Below are 19,074 nucleotides of genomic sequence, written 5' to 3'. Positions count from 1 at the left end.
ACTAAAATGAATACAGAAATAAGACAATTAGAGCCTAAACAGCTTTGGAATAAGTTTGCAGATTTAAACGCTGTGCCCAGAGCTTCGAAGAAAGAAGCGCGGGTTATTAATTTCATGAAAACTTTTGGAGAAAACCTAGGTTTAGAAACTTTGGTCGATAAAGTAGGTAATGTAATCATAAAAAAACCAGCGACAGTAGGTTTTGAAGATAGAACAACAGTAGTTATGCAGTCGCATTTGGATATGGTTCACCAAAAAAATAGCGATACCGTTTTTGATTTTGAGACTCAAGGTATTGAAATGTATGTAGATGGTGACTGGGTTTACGCAAAAGGAACAACCTTAGGTGCAGACAATGGTTTGGGTGTTGCAACCATTATGGCGATTTTAGAGAGCAATGAGATTGAACATCCTGCGATTGAAGCCTTGTTTACTATAGATGAAGAAACCGGTATGACTGGTGCTATGGGATTAAAGGGCGGTCTTTTAGAAGGTGGAATCCTATTGAATTTAGATACTGAAGAAGACGATGAAATAGGTGTGGGCTGTGCAGGAGGAATTGATGTTACTGCCACTCGTGCTTATAACGAAGAAAAAACACCAGAGTTTAAAATAGGTTTTACAATTGAAGTGAAGGGGCTGCAAGGAGGGCATTCGGGCATGCAAATTCATGAAGGTTTGGGTAACGCCAATAAAATCATGAACCGTTTACTGTTTGACGGTTTTGAGAATTTTGGACTAAGAATTTCTGAAATTGATGGTGGCGGACTTCGTAACGCCATTCCACGAGAAAGTAAAGCTCTAATTGCCATTGATGCCATTCATGAAGATGCTTTTTTATTAGAAATGGCAATGCTATCTAATACTATTAGAAAAGAATTAAAAACAACCGAACCTGATTTAGATGTTGTAGTGTCTAAGTGCGATGCTCCTAAAATGATAATAGATTTAGGTGTTCAAGAAGGGGTGACTAGGGCCCTATATGCCACACAGAATGGGGTTTACAGGATGAGTGCAGATATTCCGGATTTAGTTGAAACTTCTAATAATCTTGCTCGTGTGTTGATTAAAGATGGAACTATCAAAATTGCTTGTCTAACTCGCTCTTCTGTTGAAAGTGCTAAAATGGATTTAGCCAATACCTTAAGGGCTACTTTTGAACTAACAGGTTGTGAGGTAGAATTTTCTGGGGATTATCCTGGGTGGACGCCAAATATGGATTCTGAAATTCTTAAGGTAATGACAAAACTTTATGAAGCGTTAAACGGCGAAAAACCTCGTGTTGCAGCTTGCCATGCTGGCTTAGAATGTGGTATTTTAGGAACAAACTACCCAGATATGGATATGATCAGTTTTGGGCCAAATATTAAAGGCGCACATTCTCCTGATGAACGCGCTCAAATATCTTCAGTTAAAAAATATTGGAGGTTTGTACTAGAAATTTTAAAGGCTATCCCAAGGGAATCGATTTAAAAAAACAACCTTAGAATTAATCTTAGGAATTTTTTAGTAGAATCTTAATTTAATATAATGGGAATTCGTAAATGTAATGTGATTAATTTTTTTGCTATGATATTAAGTTGTTAATACGAGTATTAAGATTCTAAAGTGCTAAATTCATTATGTTCTATACCCAGTTTATTTAGTAAATCGTGCTTTGAATTATGGATACAAAAAACATTAAAAAATACATTTTTATAGTCAGATTCAGCAACTAGTCTCTTTTTAGGAGTGAAAATTACATAACCAAAATCATGAATAAATTGGAGAGTCTCACTAATGTTTTCGGTAATTTCTACCATTAAAGTGGGATGATGAAGTTTTATAGTTTTCTGCATTCCTTTAAGAGCTAATAATTCAGCACCTTCGATATCTATTTTGATAAAGTCTGGTTGTTTACTTTTGAATTCTTCTTCTAAGAGGGAGTCAATTGTAATAGTTTGTACTTCAATTTTTGTTTTTTTAACGTTCTTAATCCCTGAGTTTTTAACAACTTCATCAAAAACCTTATAGTCACTTAAAAGAGAGTTGTTTTGACCAGTTAAGTCGTCGACATAGAAATTAGCAGTTCCACTCTTATTTGATACGGCTTTTTCTATTATTCTTACACTATTATGCTTGTCTATGTTTTTTCTTAGATATGTTAAGTTTTTATTTTCAGGTTCAAAAAGAAGGAGTGTTTTAGGGGACTTCATGAGTTCAAAAAAGTATTGACTAAAATAACCAATGTTGGCACCGATATCAATAACAAAACTACATTCTGGTAATATGTCTTTAAATAGAGCTATGGTGTCTTTTTCTCTTCGGGTTCCATAGTACCAATACCCTTTATGTAAAAACATGTCGAGATAAAAGGGTTTTTTGGTCAGGTGATGTTTTATTCGAATAGTACCTGGATTGAATTGTTTTAAAAGATAAATAATCAATTTTCTCATGAAATCAAGAGGTTTTTTAACGGCCTGAATTAACTAAGTTAATGATTATTTTTTAAAGTGATTTAACTTCAGGAATGAAGTAGATCACGTAAAGACCTCACTAGGGCACAGGGTCATACCCAGAGCCTCCCCATGGATGACAAGAAAGTATACGCTTTATAGCTAACCAACCTCCTTTAAAAAGGCCGTGCTTTTTTAAAGCTTCTTTACTGTACTGAGAACATGTTGGGTTGTATCTGCACGTAGCCGGTGTAATGGGAGAAATAAACAATTGGTATACTTTTATCAAAAATAAAAATGGTGCTATGAGGAATTTCATAAAATGTTTATTTGTGGATTTGTTTAGATGTTAAGTGGGAAACGAATAAACAACTAAACGTCTAAACAGATAAACGACTAATTAATTCACAGTAAATGTGGTGCCGTCCTTCCCGTCTTTAAGCACAATGCCTACATCGGCTAATTCATCTCTTATTTTATCGGATAACGCAAAGTCTTTATTCGCTCTTGCTTCTTGTCTTAACTTAATTAGTACATCAACAGCTCCAGTTAATTTATCACCACCAGAAATTACTTCGGCATCTTTTAATAGTCCTAGAATATCAAAAGCAAATATGTTTAAGCTGTTTTGTAGAAGTGTAATGTCTTCCGCGGTTAATGTCTTGCTACCTTCTTTTACTTGATTAATGTATTTGGCGCTTTCAAACAAGTTGGCTATTAAGATCGGTGTGTTAAAATCGTCATTCATGGCATCATAACATTTTTGAAGCCATGATTTAATATCAATTGATGAAGAGCCAGAAGCTTTTAGATTAGATATTAATCCCATAGCTTCCATTAACCTGTTATAACCTTTCTCACTAGCTAACAAACCAGCATCTGTTAAATCGAGCACACTTCTGTAAGACGACTGTGCCATAAAGAAACGTATTACGCTTGGAGAGTAAGCTTTACTCATTTTATCATTTTTTCCAGATAATAGTTCATGCGGGTTTATGATGTTTCCTGTTGATTTAGCCATGCGCTGACCGTTCATTTCCAACATATTGGCATGCATCCAGTAGTTTACAGGCGATTTACCTAAAGCTGCTTCGTTTTGAGCAATTTCGCATTCGTGATGTGGAAATTTTAAGTCCATACCACCACCATGAATATCAAAAGTTTCACCAAGATATTTGGTGCTCATAGCTGTACATTCTAAGTGCCAACCAGGGAATCCATCACCCCATGGAGAAGGCCATCTCATGATATGTTGAGGCTCTGCTTTTTTCCAAAGCGCAAAATCCTGAGGGTTCTTTTTGTCGCTCTGCCCATCTAAAGTACGTGTATTATGAATTAAGTCTTCAAGTACTCTTTTGCTTAGCTTGCCATATTTGCTGGTTTCGTTGAACTTATGAACATCAAAATATACCGAGCCATTAACCTCGTAAGCGAATCCGTTATCGATTATTGCCTTTACAAGTTCGATCTGTTCTATTATGTGGCCTGTTGCCGTAGGTTCTATACTTGGAGGTAAAAAATTCAATGTACTTAAAACATTATGAAAGTCCAGTGTATAACGCTGTACCACTTCCATGGGTTCTATTTGTTCTAGTCGTGCCTTTTTTGTGATTTTATCTTCTCCTACATCTGCATCATTTTCTAGATGACCAGCATCTGTAATATTTCTAACGTAGCGTACCTTATAACCTAAATGTTTTAGATATCTAAAAATCACATCGAAAGACATGAAAGTCCTAACATTACCTAAATGAACATTGCTGTAGACTGTAGGTCCACAAACGTACATGCCAACGTGGCCTTCGTTTATAGGTTTAAAGATTTCTTTTTCTCCAGTAAGTGAGTTGTAGATTTTTAATTGCTGTTGTTTGTAGAGTTGCATGTTGATGGTTAGAACGTGGTTAAGCTATTAGAAATTAATGAGGTAATTATGCAGAATCTTTTAATTTGTTTTATCTAGATTTAAATCCAAAACTAATGCTTTTATAATTTCCTAGTACAATTAATCTTGATTTTTTAGAAATAATTAACTGATTTAATAGTTTAGATTAGAACTACTAAATCAGTTAATAAATTAGGTTTTGTTATTTGAATATACTTCTTCTAAAATATTTAAGAAGCTTTCGATTTGAGCCTGTTTTAAAAAGATACTCTACATATCTTAATATCGAGGATGACAGATTATCTATTTAGAACTGAGTATCTAACTTAATGTAATCTAAAAACTCTCTTCTGGTAGCCATGTCTTTAAATTTTCCGCCAAATTCAGAAGTTACAGTACTGCTCTCAATATCTTTAATACCTCTGGAGTTTACACAAAGATGTTTGGCATCAATGATACAAGCAACGTCTTTAGTGCCTAAAACTTCCTGGAGTTCTCTTACGATTTGAATAGTTAGACGTTCCTGAACTTGAGGACGCTTAGCATAGTAATCTACGATTCTATTCATTTTAGATAAGCCAACAACCGTACCGTTAGAAATGTAAGCTACATGAGCTCTACCAACTATAGGTAGCAAGTGGTGCTCGCAAGTTGAGTATACTGTGATATTTTTTTCAACCAGCATTTCGCCATACTGGTATTTGTTTTCAAAAGTGGAGGCTTTTGGTTTGAGCTCTGGGTCTAATCCACCAAAAATCTCTTTTACGAACATTTTTGCAACACGGTTAGGAGTGCCTCTTAAACTATCATCGCTTAGGTCTAAACCTAAAGTTTCCATAATATGACGAACATCATCTTTTATGATGTCTATTTTCTCTTCATTTGTTAACTTAAAAGCATCACTTCTCATTGGCGTATCTTGCGAAGCCCCAATGTGGTTGTCTCCTATGGCGTCAAAATCTTCAAAATCTTTATCAAATTTCATATGAAAAAGTTTAAAAAATTAGTTTGCAAAGATAAACAATAAAGATTTGTTATTCTTGGTCTTAGCAAATAATTAGTGTTTTGTTAATAGTCTAAGTGCTCCTGTAAAAATTACATAAAAAAACAAGGGATTTGCAACGGTATCAGTTAAAGCCCTTATTTTCATTGATTATATATTAAAATTTAGTGATACTGTAATATTTGAATTTTCTCTATTTACTGCCGCCTGAGGGGCATTACCAAAATTAAGGTTGTAAAGATTGTTGTTAAAAGATCTTTCGGCACGGTCGTAAGTGATGTCTAACTTGGTATTCCCAAAGTTATAACCCAACCCTAAAGAATAACCGTTAAGGTCACCGACTGTAACTCCATCTAAATACGGGCTCTCTTCAAAGCGATAACCACCTCTAAAGCTAAATTGCTTGTGTTTGTATTCGCCGCCTAGTCTGTATGTAGACGCTTCGGTAAGTACGTTGCTAATATCTGTATTTAAGTCTTGGAAAAAGACATCAGATTCTGGTCTAAATTTAGTGTTGCCGTAGTCTTTTCTAGAGTAATCAAAGCTTATTAAGCCTTTTTTACCAAAGACATAAGCTAAACTTCCTGTTACTTTAGAAGGTGTTTGTAGTCTATATTGTGGGTATATGTTAACTGTTTGTGGAAATATCTCAAGAAAACCATTAGTGCCATCGGTTCCTAAATATTGAGAGGTTTCTTCTTCTATAGTATACCACACTGGTGAATCATATGTGATACCAACCCTAAACTCTGGGGTTAGTTTCATAATACCACCAACTTGAAATGAAAAACCGTTACCCCTTGTGGTTAAAGTATTTTCAAACTCTACAAAATTTACTGTAGATCCAATATTGTTGTTGTCTTCGAACAATAGCGTGGAACGTTGATAGTCGATAAAGTGTGAGTTAAGGTTAACGCCAAGGTATAGATTGTCTTCGTATTGCGTGGCTAAGTTAAAAGATACTTTTCCGTTATATCCTGTAGCTGCATAGGTATAATCGTGAATAAAACTTCCAGGTGATATATTGGATGTGTAAGTTGTGTTAGCATCATTATTTATGTTGTCTGGTTCTAAAATAAAGGATTCAAAACCGAGAAATGCCTGTTGGTGTGCAAAGCCAAATACTTGTCCAATGTCTTGGTAGGCGTTTGCAAGTGATTCATTTGGCATAGCGGAGATTTCATCTAGTCTTTTTCCATCAGCAAAATCAAAGAAATAACTGGCTACAGAATTGCTGAAATTGGGGTCGTTAGTAGTATTCGTTCCTGCGGCAAACCAAGTGTCCTCATGGTTGTTTGTCCTTTCAAAAGCAACTGCCAGAGAAAACTTTTTCCATGGAGAATTGTTACGAGCGGCAAAAACAAACACCGCTCCAGCCTGATTGATATCGAAGTCTGTTTCATTAGTAATACCTGTTCCTCCAAAATAGTTTGAGCTATTTTCGGTTTCAATGTTTGCACCAGAGATTGAGGCATGACTTCTGCTGAATACTGCTGAACTTGCCGGATTAATACTTACAGCACTCATGTCGCCTCCTAGGGCACCAAAAGCACCACTTAAAGCTCTAAACCGGGCTGTTCCCTGAATTTCATCTTGAGAATATCTTAAAGCATCTGATATATCTTGGGCATTTATTGAGGCCATAGAAATCAAGCCTACAAATAGGAAACTAAACTTTTTCATATAGTTAATTTTTGTTTTTGTAATGTTTGGTATTATCGGCGTCTTCCTCCTCCGCTTGATGAACTTCTGCTACTACCTCCTCCCGAGGATCTAGAATAAGACCCTGAGCTAGAGCTTCTACTAGGTGTACTATAAGAGGAACTCCTTGAGGAAGATGATGAAGACGAGCGAGAAGGGTAACTCGAGTACGAGGATCTACTAGGTGTACTATAAGTGCTCGAGGGCTGTCTATAGGTGCTCGTGCTTCTTCTTGCCGTAGGCGATGTAGACCTTGTTGTAGAATTCGATGTAGGTGTTCTCGAAGTTGTAGTTCTCGATTGAGAATTAGAATATCGTCTTACTGTACTACTCGTAGGCCTTCTGTTGTAGGAACTGTTTGTGCTATTAGTGTTATTGTAATTTCTGTTAACACTACTAATACGTGATGTTGTTCTGGTGTTGTTATAAGTTGTTGCTCTACTGGATGTTCTAGATATACTACTTCTCCTCGCAGTGTTATATTTAGAATTAGTGGCCAATCTGTTAGAACTAGATATGCTATTTCTTCTAGATGTATTGGAGCTTACAGCTCTGTTACTTAAAGTGTTTCTAGAACTATTGCCGTAATAGCTGCCTCTTCTAGTTGAATTAAAGGCTAATCTTCTACCATTATAAAAGCCATTGTTGAATCTCCAAGGATTATTAGCCCAGCCTCCGTAGAAGCCTCCGCCAAAATATGGTGGACACCAAAATGGGTCAAACCCCCAACCCCAGTTGTTCCAGCCTCCACCCCAGGCCCAGTCATTCCAACCCCATCTGTTCCATCGGTTCCAGCCCCAGTTATTCCAACCCCAATTGTTCCAACCCCAGTTGTTCCATCCCCATCCGAAACCTGCATTCCAACCCCAGTTGTTCCAACCGTTGTCAATATAATTTATGGTAACATTATTGCTTTGTTGGCCCCAACCAGCATGACCTAGGTAATCATTATAAATGGTGTCGTTTACAGCGTAATTGTCAGATTGGTAACTGTCTATATCTGTAAATATAGAGTCGTTGTCCAATACAACTTCAGATTCTAGAGTTTTCGTTCTAAAGTAGTTTTTGTAGTAATTGCTGTTAGATGGGTTAGGAACCTCAACTACAGTTTCTGTTGGTGTGTTCACTACTTTCACTTGCGAATCGCCATATATACCATCATAGTCTGTACCAACGTATTGGTATGATCCACATGAAACTAAGCCAAACATTAGAACAATTAAGACAATGAATGACGCTTTTCCTATTGGGTTGTTATTAAAGCGCATATCTCTAGAATTTTATTGTTGAACATAACAAAAATAGTTAGTTTTGCGAAACTATTTTTCATTTAACATAAGCACAATATTTGTGCCAAAGCATTGATATGAGCAAAAAACTTACCAGTAGAGCAGAAGATTATTCAAAATGGTATAACGAGTTGGTTGTAAAAGCAGACCTGGCCGAGAATTCGGCAGTAAGAGGTTGTATGGTTATTAAACCTTATGGCTTTGCAATTTGGGAAAAAATGCAAGCAGAACTAGATAAAATGTTTAAAGAAACGGGACATCAAAATGCGTATTTTCCTCTTTTTGTACCTAAGAGTTTATTCGAAGCTGAAGAAAAAAATGCTGAAGGTTTTGCAAAAGAATGTGCAGTTGTAACACATTACAGATTGCAAAATGATCCAGATAAACCAGGTAAGTTAAGGGTAGACCCCGAAGCTAGGTTAGAAGAAGAGTTGGTTGTTAGACCAACAAGTGAGGCCATTATATGGAATACCTACAGGAATTGGATCCAATCTTACAGAGATCTACCCATATTGATTAACCAATGGGCAAATGTGGTTCGTTGGGAAATGCGAACACGATTGTTTTTAAGGACTGCTGAATTTTTATGGCAAGAAGGCCATACAGCACATGCCACTAAAGCTGAAGCTATAGAAGAAACTAAGCAAATGAATAATGTTTACGCCAATTTTGTTGAAAACTTCATGGCTATACCGGTTATACAAGGTGTAAAAACAGAAAGTGAACGTTTTGCAGGAGCCGAGGATACCTATTGTATAGAAGCTTTGATGCAAGATGGAAAAGCGTTACAGGCTGGAACATCCCACTTTTTAGGACAAAATTTTGCGAAAGCATTTGATGTTAAGTACGCTACAAAAGAAGGAAAACAGGATTATGTCTGGGCAACTTCTTGGGGAGTATCTACGCGATTGATGGGTGCTCTAATCATGACCCATAGTGATGACAACGGATTAGTACTACCTCCAAATTTAGCACCTTACCAAGTCGTTGTGGTGCCAATATATAAAAGTGAGGAGCAGTTTGAAGCCATTAGTAAAGTAGCCGAAGACATTATCAGTGATTTAAGAGATCGAGGTATTTCTGTTAAATTTGATAAAAGGGATACATTACGTCCTGGAGCAAAGTTTGCCCAACATGAGTTACAGGGGGTTCCTTTAAGAATTGCAATTGGACCAAAAGATCTAGAAAATGAAACTGTAGAAGTCGCTAGAAGGGACACTTTGAGCAAGCAAACCGTAATTTTAGATAGAATTACAGTTGTTATTGAAGATTTGTTAGAAGAGATGCAGGAAAACCTATTTAACAAAGCTTTAGACTTTAGAAATGAGCATATCACCCCAGTAGAAACTTTTAATGAGTTTAAGGAAGTTTTAGAAGGTAAAGGTGGGTTTGTTTCTGCACATTGGGATGGTACTAATGAAACCGAAGAAAAAATTAAGGAGCTTACAAAAGCAACCATTCGTTGTATTCCGTTAGATTCTAAAGAAGAAACAGGTACTTGTGTGTACTCTGGAAATCCTTCTAAAGGCAGGGTTTTATTTGCAAAAGCTTATTAGATTAAAATTTTTTCAAAAAAAAATGCATAAGTATTGCAACATTTAAAAATAGTTGTATTTTTGCATCCGCAATCACGAATTGCATGCTCATTAAATAATGAAGTAACCTAAATGGCCCGTTCGTCTATCGGCTAGGACGCCAGGTTTTCATCCTGGTAAGAGGGGTTCGATTCCCCTACGGGCTACAATTTTTTATAAAGAAAAAAACAACATGGCAAATCATAAGTCAGCATTAAAAAGAATTAGAAGTAACGAAGCTAAGCGTGTGATAAACAGATATCAACACAAAACTACACGTAACGCTATTAAGAAATTACGTGAGCTTTCAGACAAGAAAGAAGCTGAGGCTTTATTTCCTCAAGTTGTTTCTATGTTGGATAAGTTAGCTAAGAAGAACGTTATTCATGCTAACAAAGCTGCAAACCTTAAATCTGGTTTAGCAAAACACGTTTCTGCACTTTAGGATAAGTCACCAAAAAAGATATTTGAAAGCCTTTCAGAAATGAAAGGCTTTTTTATTTTGTGTGGACTTATTTGTGCACAGACTAAAAGAATTGTTCTGAACGGTTCATTAGAACCAAAAAAAAAGCCTCAAAACAAACAAGTAATGAGGCTTTTTAGGGTTTAGTTTAGTTGGTAAAGGTTATCCATTCATGGATATTAAAAACTCTTCGTTATTTCTGGTTTGCTTAAAGCGTTCGTTTGTGAATTCCATGGCTTCAACAGGGTTCATGTCGGCTAGGTATTTACGTAATACCCACATACGTTGTATGGTACTTTCATCTAGTAATAAGTCATCTCTACGAGTACTTGACGAGGTAAGGTCGATAGCTGGGAATATTCTACGGTTAGATATCTTTCTATCTAACTGAAGTTCCATATTACCTGTTCCTTTAAATTCTTCGAAGATAACCTCGTCCATTTTAGAACCAGTTTCTGTGAGTGCTGTAGCTATAATAGTTAAAGAACCACCATTTTCAATATTTCTGGCAGCACCAAAGAAACGTTTTGGCCTGTGTAAAGCGTTAGCATCTACACCACCACTTAATATTTTACCAGAAGCTGGTTGTACTGTATTATAGGCTCTAGCTAAACGAGTAATGGAATCTAGAAGTATTACAACATCATGACCACATTCTACCAAACGTTTTGCTTTTTCTAAAACGATATCTGCAATTTTTACGTGCTCATGTGCTTCTTTGTCGAAAGTTGAAGCGATAACTTCACCACGAACATTGCGCTGCATGTCGGTAACTTCCTCAGGACGTTCATCAATTAATAGAATCATTTGATAAACCTCCGGATGGTTAGCTGCTATGGCATTAGCAACGTCTTTTAGTAACATCGTTTTACCAGTTTTTGGCTGCGATACAATCATACCACGTTGGCCTTTTCCTATGGGAGAGAATAAATCCATTATTCTAGTTGAAATAGTGCTTTGTTTTTCAGCGATATCAAACTTTTCCTTAGGGAATAAAGGCGTTAAATGCTCAAAAGAAACACGGTCTCTTACTACCTCAGGTTTCTGTCCGTTGATTTGGTTAACCTTGATTAAAGGGAAATATTTTTCACCCTCCTTTGGAGGTCTTACGTTACCAAGTACGGTATCTCCCTTCTTTAAACCAAATAGTCTGATCTGTGATTGGGATACATAAATATCGTCTGGAGATGATAGGTAATTATAATCTGAGGATCTTAAAAACCCATAGCCATCTTGCATAATATCGAGAACGCCTTCACTTTCTATTATGGCATCAAACTCATAATCAGGTTCACGGTAACGATTTCTATTGTCTTTGTTACCACTATCAACATTGCCTTTTTGGCCTTTATGATGTTGGTTTCTATGTTGATTTTTGTGTTGATGTTGCTTTTGCTGATTCCCTTGAGGTTTAGGTTTGTTTTCCTGTCTAGGAGCGTCCTCTTTTTTAACCTCTTCTTTCTTCTGGTCTTGTTTTCTTGGTTCTTGGACTTCTTGTTTGGTTGCTTCTTCTATTGGAGCATCCTTTGTGGCGTTAGCATTTGGTTTTTGTATGCGTTGCCTTTGTCTTTTAGGTTTTGGCTTACTTTCTTCTGTTGCAGGTTTTGGTTGCGCTACGGCTTTTGGGTTAGCTGCTTGGTGGTCTAGTATTTGGTATACTAGATCTAGTTTTTTTAAAGAACGGTACTTAGGGATACTTAATTCTTTTGCAATCTCTTGTAAGTCAGAGAGTTTTTTTTCTTTTAATTGCGAAATTTCAAACATATAAGTTTAGGTTGAATATATTTTTTGCGTGTAAATTTTTGAGTAATTCTGAGAAAAATTAGATTTTAATCTGGAGAATTAACCGCTTGTAACAGCGATTGTTGTGAATTATTAATGCAATTATACAACTTTATTTTAATTTTTAGTGCTTATTTATTGAAGAAACTGCTATTTTTGCTGTCCAGTTTTAAAAAGACATGTTACAAAGAATACAAACAGTTTACCTAATACTTGCCGCTGCCGTTTCGGGAGGGTTGATTTTTGTTTTCAATTTGTGGGAACTAGAAGATGGTACTCAAGTTTGGGCAAAGGACATTAATTATGTTTTTGCTGGGTTTGTAACTTCTGCATTTTTTTCGCTGGTAGCCATATTTAGATACAAAAACAGGAAGTCTCAGTTTATGTTGGGGCGACTTAACATCATATTAAACTTTATTTTACTAGGATTTTTTGTGTATCAATCTCTAAATTTATCTGGAGAAACTGGGGTTTCTGAGAAAGGTATTTCGATGTTCATTCCTATCATTTCTATCGTGTTTTTGGCATTAGCCAATAGAGCCATTAAAAAGGATGAGGATCTTGTAAAATCTGTAGATCGATTGCGATAAAAACCTAATATCTTAGTAGTATTAGTGCGTAAGCCCAAGGTGAAGACTTTGGGCTTTTTTTGTCTCCTCCCTTTATTACCTGTAACTGCATATTGTTACCGCTTATTGAATTCAATAACTTCTAGATTATCAATTTTTTTACCATCAATAGTAAAACGTAACATAGTACGGGTTTTATGAAAGCCATGTTTGCCCACAGCACCGGGATTCATGTGGATGAGGTTTAGTTTTTTATCGGGCATTACTTTTAAAATGTGTGAGTGGCCGCATATAAAAAGTCTTGGCGGATTTTGCTTTATTTTTTCAGATACTCTAAGGTTGTACTTTGGTGGATAGCCCCCAATATGGGTTATCCAAACATCAACATCTTCACACATAAAGCGATTGTGCTCGGGAAATTCAACTCTTACCTTGGCATCATCGATGTTTCCATAGACGCCTTTCAGTGGCTTTAATGCTTTTATAGTATCGGTTACTTTTAAATCGCCTATATCTCCTGCATGCCAGACTTCGTCGGCTTGTTTTACATACTTTAGGATATCATTGTCCATGAAGCCGTGGGTATCTGAGAGTAGTAAAATCTTTTTCATTTAATTAATTACGTTTGGCGCGTTTTTAATATTTAATTAAGAAATTCAAACTTCGGCATAAACCTAAAACTATCTATCTTTGCTGTTTTACAAATGTATTAATTCAGTTTGAGGTATTTCATAGAACTTTCTTATAATGGTAGCGCCTATCATGGTTGGCAAATTCAACCAACAGCTATTTCGGTACAAGAAGTTCTTGAAAAAGCACTTTCAACCTTACTCAAGGAAACTGTTAGTATTATTGGAGCTGGTCGTACAGATACTGGGGTTCATGCCTCACAAATGTTTGCCCATTTTGAATCTGATACCAAGTTTGAAGAAAGTCAATTAGTATATAAGCTCAATGCCTTTTTGCCAAAAGATATTGCGATTCATGATATTTTCAGAGTTAACCCAAATGCTCATGCGCGATTTGATGCTTTGAGTAGAGAATATCTGTATAGGATTACCTTAGAAAAAAATGTGTTCACTTTTGATAATACATTGTACGTAAAGCAAGATTTGGATATCGATAGGATGCAAGAAGCCTCAAAAATATTATTTCAGTATAAAGATTTTCAATGCTTTTCTAAAACGAATACAGATGTAAAAACGTATTATTGTGATATTATGAAAGCCGATTGGTTCTTCAAAGAAAACGAACTCCATTTTAGGGTAAAAGCTGATCGTTTTTTGAGAAATATGGTAAGAGCTATGGTAGGTACAATGATTAATATAGGTTTGAATAAATTGGAAGTACAGGATTTGCATACCATTATCGCATCTAAAGATAGAAGTAAGGCTGGTTATTCTGTTCCTGCGCATGCCCTTTACTTGGTTAAAGTCGAATATCCAGAAAGTATTAAATTAAATGACTAAAGCAAAAGAGAATACATTTGATTTTGTATTATTTAAACGTCTGTTTAAGTACATTAAGCCTTATAAATTTGTGTTTTCAAGTTTATGTCTTCTAGTATTGCTTTTGGCGGGAATAAGTACTGCGACTCCTTACTTAACCAAAGATGCCATAGATAAAGGTATCGAGTTAGATAACCCAGATGCATTTCTGTTCTACTTAACGTTAATGCTTGCAGCCCTAGTTTTGCAAACTCTATTTCAACTTATCTTTATTTATTATGCTTCATGGTTAGGGCAGAGTTTGGTTAAGGACATTAGGAGTAAATTGTTTAATCACCTACTTCGATTTAAAATGAAGTATTACGATAATTCTTCGGTAGGTGTATTGATAACAAGATCGGTTACCGATATGGAGCGTATTGCAGATATATTCGGTCAAGGTCTGTTTATGATTTTTAGGGATGTACTGACCATGATAGTTGTCTTTGTGGTGATGTTGTCCATAGATTGGCAATTAAGTATGATTGTTTTTGCGATGTTGCCTGTTTTGGTCTATGCTACAAAGATTTTTCAAAAATACATGAAAAAGGCTTTTGAAGAGGTTAGGACCGAGGTGTCAAACCTAAACTCTTTTGTGCAAGAGCGCATAACAGGCATGAAAATTTTACAGCTTTTTTCTAGAGAAACAGTTGAGTACAGAAAGTTTAAAGAAATAAATGCACGTCACAAAAAAGGGTGGTTAAAAACGATATGGTATAATTCCATTTTCTTTCCCATACCAGATTTAGCTTCTTCAATAGTAATTGGTTTAGTGTCTTGGTATGGTGGTATAAAAGCTTTGGAAGGTGAAGCAATACAAGGTACGCTAATCGCCTTTATCATGTATATACCTATGCTCTTTAGGCCGCTACGACAAATGGCCGATAAGTTTAATGCGCTTCAAATGGGGATGGTAGCAGCCAATCGTGTTTTTAAGGTATTAGATACTAATTCTCAAATAGATGATACCGGAACCAAAGTAGCTGAGGATTTTAAAGGCAATATTAAATTCGAAAACGTGCATTTTAGTTATGTTGAAGATGAAAAGGTACTCAAAGGTATTTCTTTTGAAGTGAATGCAGGAGATACCGTTGCTATTGTAGGAGCGACAGGTGCGGGTAAGTCCACAATTATAAATTTACTAAATCGTTTTTATGAAATTAACGATGGCGCTATACTCATAGACAATACCGATATAAAAGATGTCACCTTATCCTCGTTGAGAACACAAATAGCAGTAGTGCTTCAGGATGTATTTTTATTTGCTGATACCATTTTGAATAATATCACATTGAATAACCCTGAAATAACCGAGGATAAAGTACAGCAAGCAGCCAAAGAAATTGGGATTCACGAATTTATTATGAGTCTTCCAAACGGTTATCATTATAACGTTAAGGAACGTGGTGTGATGTTATCGTCTGGACAAAGACAGCTTATTTCTTTTTTAAGAGCCTATGTAACTAATCCGAGTATTTTGGTTTTAGATGAAGCAACTTCTTCTGTAGATTCATATTCAGAACAACTTATCCAAAATGCAACCGATAAAATAACTAAAGGAAGAACATCCATTGTTATTGCCCACCGTTTAGCCACTGTTAAAAAAGCAGATAAGATTATAGTTATGGACCTTGGGAATATTGTTGAGCAGGGTACACACGATGAACTCCTTAAAAAACAGAATGGGTACTATAAAAACCTTTACGAGGTGCAGTTCTTACAGGAGCAAGAGGCGGTTTAACCTATTGCTTGGGAATAACGTCTTGAATAGAAATTTCTCCAGTAACAAAGAGCATAACTACTGCCATAATTGAAACACCCATGTAGCCCACAAAGAAAATAACCAAAAAAGAGGGCAGTCTCCATAACAAAGAAACTGGTTTGTCTTCAGAATTTTTATAGGAGGCATAAGCACAAAATAGAATCATTACCAAAACATAAATTAAGGCAGTATCTATGTATATCTGTGGAAACCAAATTAATAAAACAACAGCATAAAGGGTAGATAGAATACTAAAACTTGTGAGGGAGTATATGCTAATAACAACATGTTCGGCATAATTGTAGTTCTTTTTATTAAAGACGCAATAACTGGCAAATGCAATTATTGGAATATATAAAAAATAAAGAAAAGAGCTATATTCCATAGTGGCAGCCATAATTTTTTCAGTACCGCTTCCTCCGGTGCTGGTTTGAGCATAACTTATGGAGGAGAAGTCTATTTTTTGCCAAGCAGTCTTCTTCATTAAATAAAGAACAAAACCAGATGCGGTCAACGAAATAGCTAACATGCTCACAGGGTTGAGATATTTTTTTCTTACCCCAGATATGTAACCACCGCAAACATCTTTTGGTTTAATAATCATATGCCACAGTGTTAGCAAAAAGGTATTATCTAGATTAAAATAACGTTCAATAACATCGTAAAACAGATTTTTAGTTGTAATTCTATTTCTAATAACCTTTGCTCCGCAATCTGGACAAAAGCTGTAATCTGTTCTTAAACTACTTCCGCAATTCTTACAATTCATTACACCAAATCTTTTTTAATCAATGTTATCAATTCAGAGCTATCTTCAAAAGCGATAAACTCACCATCTTTAAAATAGGATATATGACCGGTTTCTTCACTAACTGCTAAAGCTAAAGCATCAGTCTTTTCGGTTACTCCAATAGCAGCTCTGTGGCGCAGGCCAAAGCGTAAAGGAATCTTCTTTTCATTATTAACAGGAAGAATAACTCTTGTGGCCTTAACCACGTTATTACTCACTATAATGGCGCCATCATGCAACGGACTATTCTTAAAAAAGATACTTTCAATAATAGGTTGGGTAACCTGTATATTCATTTCATCACCAGAGGAGGTTAAGAAATCCAGGTTATTGTTGCGTTCAAAAACAATTAAAGCCCCCGTTTTAGACATAGACATTTTGTTGCAAGCCGAAACAATAGCATCAACATTTGTAGCATTGGTGACATCGGTTTTTAAGAAATTAAAACGTTGTAAAAACTTAACGCGCCTACCAAAGTTTGTGGAGCCAACCATTAATAAGAACTTCCTGATTTCGGGTTGAAACACTACAATTAATGCAATAAGCCCAACTTTCATAAAACCACCAAAAATACCAGAAAGCAATTCCATGTCTAGAAACTCAGTGAGTTTCCATGCGCCGTAAATAATAATGATTCCCAAAAAGATATTTATGGCAACAGTACCCTTAACTAGTTTATAAAGGTAGTAGAGTAGAAGAGCCACCAGAACAACATCAAGATAATCTATAAAGCGTAGGTTTAAAATGTCGTTAAAGATGTCCAATGGCGAATGGTTTTTGTAAATTTAAGAAATTACGTTTAATCTCCTATAAATTCATAGTTCGAAACCTTTATCCGCTCATTTTTAATATTCTTCATAATAGATTTTAATACGATATAATCCTGAAATTTTAAGTTTCCATGAATACTCATAAATATTTGTCTTTCTTTAGAATTACTATCTAATGAATCCTTGAGAGTACTCAATAGAGAATTTATGTTGGTCTGATATATCCTGTTTTCTAAGGTAATAATACTAATTTCTTTGTTTTCAAAAATTAACATATTGGTGAGGTCCTCATCGGGTTCCAAAGCATGTCCTGCTCCGTCCATAATGTAATTTACATCCGTAAACTCCACAAACCCCAAATTATTCCTATTGGTATCATGACACGTAAAATAGTTTTTAGCACTTTCGTTCTTATGAGCACCATTGGCCTTTTTTTCTTGTAGAAATTTAATATGCGGGATTACTTGTTTTAAAGTCAAGCGTTTATCAACGTTTACTAACCAATTGGTTGTACTTATCAGGTTTTTTCGGTTTAGTTCAACACTATCGGTTTGGGTTTCGTCATAAAACAAGTAGGCGGCAGAGACATCTTTAATTTCGGTAATATCCGAATGGCTAATCTCGGGTAGCTCTACAACTTTCTTGTTACATGAAAAGACTAGGGTAATTAAAAGTAATAAGGTGATATTTTTCATGGTAGATTATTGACTTAACATCTCAACTAGTTTAACACATTCCATAGCTTCTTTTACATCATGCACACGTAAAATGGAAGCGCCTTTTTGTAAGGCAACCGTATTTAATGATGTTGTGGCATTTAAAGCTTTATCGGGTGTAGTTTCCAAAAGTTTATAAATCATGGATTTTCTTGAAATGCCAACCAACAAAGGTTTGTCAGTCATTTTGAATAATTCAAGTTTGCTCAAAAGTTCATAGTTCTGTTCAAGGGTTTTTGCGAATCCAAAACCTGGGTCAATAATAATATCAATAACACCTAAAGCCCTAGCGGTTACAATACGTTCAGAAAAATAGAAAATGATGTCTTTAACCAAATCGTCATAATCGGTCAGTCCTTGCATGGTTTTCGGGTTGCCACGCATGTGCATCATAATGTATGGAACTTGTAAATCGGCAACCGTTTGTAGCATGTATTCATCCATTTTGCCACCAGAAATATCGTTTATCAATGCCGCTCCAACTTCTATACATTTTCTGGCGACTTTTGCTCTATAAGTGTCAACAGAAATTAAAGTTTCAGGGAAATGTTCTAGGATTAATTCAACAATTGGGACAATACGTTTAAGTTCTTCTTTCTCACTCAAAAAATCAGCTCCCGGTCGCGAACTATAAGCGCCCACATCAATAAAAGTAGCACCTCCGCTTAACATTTTATCAACCTGTCTTAGTATTTCCTTTTCATCATTGTACTTCCCTCCGTCAAAAAAAGAATCAGGGGTAATATTTAAAATCCCCATCACTTTTGGTGACGCCAAATCAATGAGTTTTCCTTTGCAATTAATGGTCATTAATCCCGTTTTATAAGGTGTTTGCACTTAGTTTAAAAGTT

General features: G+C 35.7%; 18 protein-coding genes and 1 tRNA gene. 7 read left to right on the top strand and 12 right to left on the bottom strand.

The window, feature by feature from the left end; translation table 11 throughout:
* Nucleotides 1-6 precede the first annotated feature (6 nt).
* Complete coding sequence (locus M0214_RS02090; protein ID WP_248723824.1) at nucleotides 7-1,473, top strand: aminoacyl-histidine dipeptidase; 1,467 nt, start codon at nucleotides 7-9, stop codon at nucleotides 1,471-1,473.
* 122 nt (nucleotides 1,474-1,595) lie between these two features.
* Here M0214_RS02090 and M0214_RS02085 read toward each other — a convergent pair whose 3' ends face one another.
* From M0214_RS02085 to M0214_RS02060, 6 genes are all read right to left on the bottom strand, one after another.
* Nucleotides 1,596-2,342: an FkbM family methyltransferase gene (locus M0214_RS02085; protein WP_248723823.1), complete on the bottom strand. Its 747-nt coding sequence runs from the start codon at nucleotides 2,340-2,342 to the stop codon at nucleotides 1,596-1,598.
* A 193-nt stretch (nucleotides 2,343-2,535) separates the two neighbouring features.
* Nucleotides 2,536-2,754: a membrane protein insertion efficiency factor YidD gene (gene yidD / locus M0214_RS02080; RefSeq protein WP_248723822.1), complete on the bottom strand. Its 219-nt coding sequence runs from the start codon at nucleotides 2,752-2,754 to the stop codon at nucleotides 2,536-2,538.
* 81 nt (nucleotides 2,755-2,835) lie between these two features.
* Nucleotides 2,836-4,317, bottom strand: a complete 1,482-nt coding sequence (gene cysS, locus M0214_RS02075; protein ID WP_248723821.1) for a cysteine--tRNA ligase — start codon at nucleotides 4,315-4,317, stop codon at nucleotides 2,836-2,838.
* 307 nt (nucleotides 4,318-4,624) lie between these two features.
* Entirely contained in the window at nucleotides 4,625-5,302 is a 678-nt protein-coding gene (gene folE / locus M0214_RS02070) for a GTP cyclohydrolase I FolE (protein ID WP_248723820.1), read from the bottom strand.
* Between the two features lie 168 nt (nucleotides 5,303-5,470).
* The gene (locus tag M0214_RS02065) at nucleotides 5,471-7,003 is read right to left on the bottom strand and encodes an OmpP1/FadL family transporter (RefSeq protein WP_248723819.1); all 1,533 of its coding nucleotides are present in this window, start codon (nucleotides 7,001-7,003) and stop codon (nucleotides 5,471-5,473) included.
* A gap of 32 nt (nucleotides 7,004-7,035) precedes the next feature.
* The gene (locus tag M0214_RS02060; protein ID WP_248723818.1) at nucleotides 7,036-8,289 is read right to left on the bottom strand and encodes a hypothetical protein; all 1,254 of its coding nucleotides are present in this window, start codon (nucleotides 8,287-8,289) and stop codon (nucleotides 7,036-7,038) included.
* Between the two features lie 98 nt (nucleotides 8,290-8,387).
* On the opposite strand from M0214_RS02060, the gene proS reads away from it, so the two are divergent.
* The 3 genes from proS to rpsT all read left to right on the top strand — a co-directional run bounded on the left by proS (nucleotide 8,388) and on the right by rpsT (nucleotide 10,329).
* Nucleotides 8,388-9,866 (top strand): proline--tRNA ligase, encoded by a 1,479-nt coding sequence (gene proS, locus M0214_RS02055; protein ID WP_248723817.1) that lies wholly within the window; start codon nucleotides 8,388-8,390, stop codon nucleotides 9,864-9,866.
* Between the two features lie 113 nt (nucleotides 9,867-9,979).
* A tRNA-Glu gene (locus M0214_RS02050) sits at nucleotides 9,980-10,051 on the top strand.
* 26 nt (nucleotides 10,052-10,077) lie between these two features.
* The gene (rpsT, locus tag M0214_RS02045) at nucleotides 10,078-10,329 is read left to right on the top strand and encodes a 30S ribosomal protein S20 (RefSeq protein ID WP_248723816.1); all 252 of its coding nucleotides are present in this window, start codon (nucleotides 10,078-10,080) and stop codon (nucleotides 10,327-10,329) included.
* Nucleotides 10,330-10,509: 180 nt separating this feature from the next.
* Here rpsT and rho read toward each other — a convergent pair whose 3' ends face one another.
* The gene (gene rho, locus M0214_RS02040) at nucleotides 10,510-12,111 is read right to left on the bottom strand and encodes a transcription termination factor Rho (RefSeq protein ID WP_248723815.1); all 1,602 of its coding nucleotides are present in this window, start codon (nucleotides 12,109-12,111) and stop codon (nucleotides 10,510-10,512) included.
* A 197-nt stretch (nucleotides 12,112-12,308) separates the two neighbouring features.
* Between rho and M0214_RS02035 the strand changes: the two genes are divergently transcribed.
* Nucleotides 12,309-12,719 carry a DUF4293 domain-containing protein gene (locus tag M0214_RS02035; protein WP_248723814.1) on the top strand — a complete coding sequence of 137 codons (411 nt, stop codon included), beginning with the start codon at nucleotides 12,309-12,311 and terminating at the stop codon, nucleotides 12,717-12,719.
* 95 nt (nucleotides 12,720-12,814) lie between these two features.
* Here M0214_RS02035 and M0214_RS02030 read toward each other — a convergent pair whose 3' ends face one another.
* On the bottom strand, nucleotides 12,815-13,309 hold the full coding sequence (locus tag M0214_RS02030; RefSeq protein ID WP_248723813.1) for a metallophosphoesterase: 495 nt from the start codon (nucleotides 13,307-13,309) through the stop codon (nucleotides 12,815-12,817).
* Between the two features lie 108 nt (nucleotides 13,310-13,417).
* On the opposite strand from M0214_RS02030, the gene truA reads away from it, so the two are divergent.
* The gene (gene truA / locus M0214_RS02025; protein ID WP_248723812.1) at nucleotides 13,418-14,167 is read left to right on the top strand and encodes a tRNA pseudouridine(38-40) synthase TruA; all 750 of its coding nucleotides are present in this window, start codon (nucleotides 13,418-13,420) and stop codon (nucleotides 14,165-14,167) included.
* Nucleotides 14,160-15,926, top strand: a complete 1,767-nt coding sequence (locus tag M0214_RS02020; RefSeq protein WP_248723811.1) for an ABC transporter ATP-binding protein — start codon at nucleotides 14,160-14,162, stop codon at nucleotides 15,924-15,926. Before truA ends, M0214_RS02020 begins: the two co-directional genes overlap by 8 nt.
* A 1-nt stretch (nucleotide 15,927) precedes the next feature.
* On the opposite strand, the gene M0214_RS02015 is transcribed toward M0214_RS02020, so the two are convergent.
* The 4 genes from M0214_RS02015 to folP are packed head-to-tail and all read right to left on the bottom strand — an operon-like array spanning nucleotide 15,928 to nucleotide 19,033.
* On the bottom strand, nucleotides 15,928-16,716 hold the full coding sequence (locus M0214_RS02015; RefSeq protein ID WP_248723810.1) for a DUF3667 domain-containing protein: 789 nt from the start codon (nucleotides 16,714-16,716) through the stop codon (nucleotides 15,928-15,930).
* A complete protein-coding gene (locus M0214_RS02010; protein ID WP_248723809.1) occupies nucleotides 16,716-17,501 on the bottom strand; it encodes a DNA integrity scanning protein DisA nucleotide-binding domain protein in 786 nt (261 codons plus the stop codon). The genes M0214_RS02015 and M0214_RS02010 overlap by 1 nt, the downstream gene beginning before the upstream one ends.
* A 35-nt stretch (nucleotides 17,502-17,536) precedes the next feature.
* Nucleotides 17,537-18,202, bottom strand: a complete 666-nt coding sequence (locus M0214_RS02005; protein ID WP_248723808.1) for a hypothetical protein — start codon at nucleotides 18,200-18,202, stop codon at nucleotides 17,537-17,539.
* Between the two features lie 6 nt (nucleotides 18,203-18,208).
* Nucleotides 18,209-19,033 carry a dihydropteroate synthase gene (gene folP / locus M0214_RS02000; RefSeq protein ID WP_248723807.1) on the bottom strand — a complete coding sequence of 275 codons (825 nt, stop codon included), beginning with the start codon at nucleotides 19,031-19,033 and terminating at the stop codon, nucleotides 18,209-18,211.
* Nucleotides 19,034-19,074 lie beyond the last annotated feature (41 nt).

The sequence above is a fragment of the Seonamhaeicola sp. ML3 genome, from assembly GCF_023273855.1.
Taxonomy (GTDB): Bacteria; Bacteroidota; Bacteroidia; order Flavobacteriales; family Flavobacteriaceae; genus Seonamhaeicola.
Note: the sequence above shows the minus strand (reverse complement) of the source record. Positions and strands in the feature narration are given on the sequence as shown.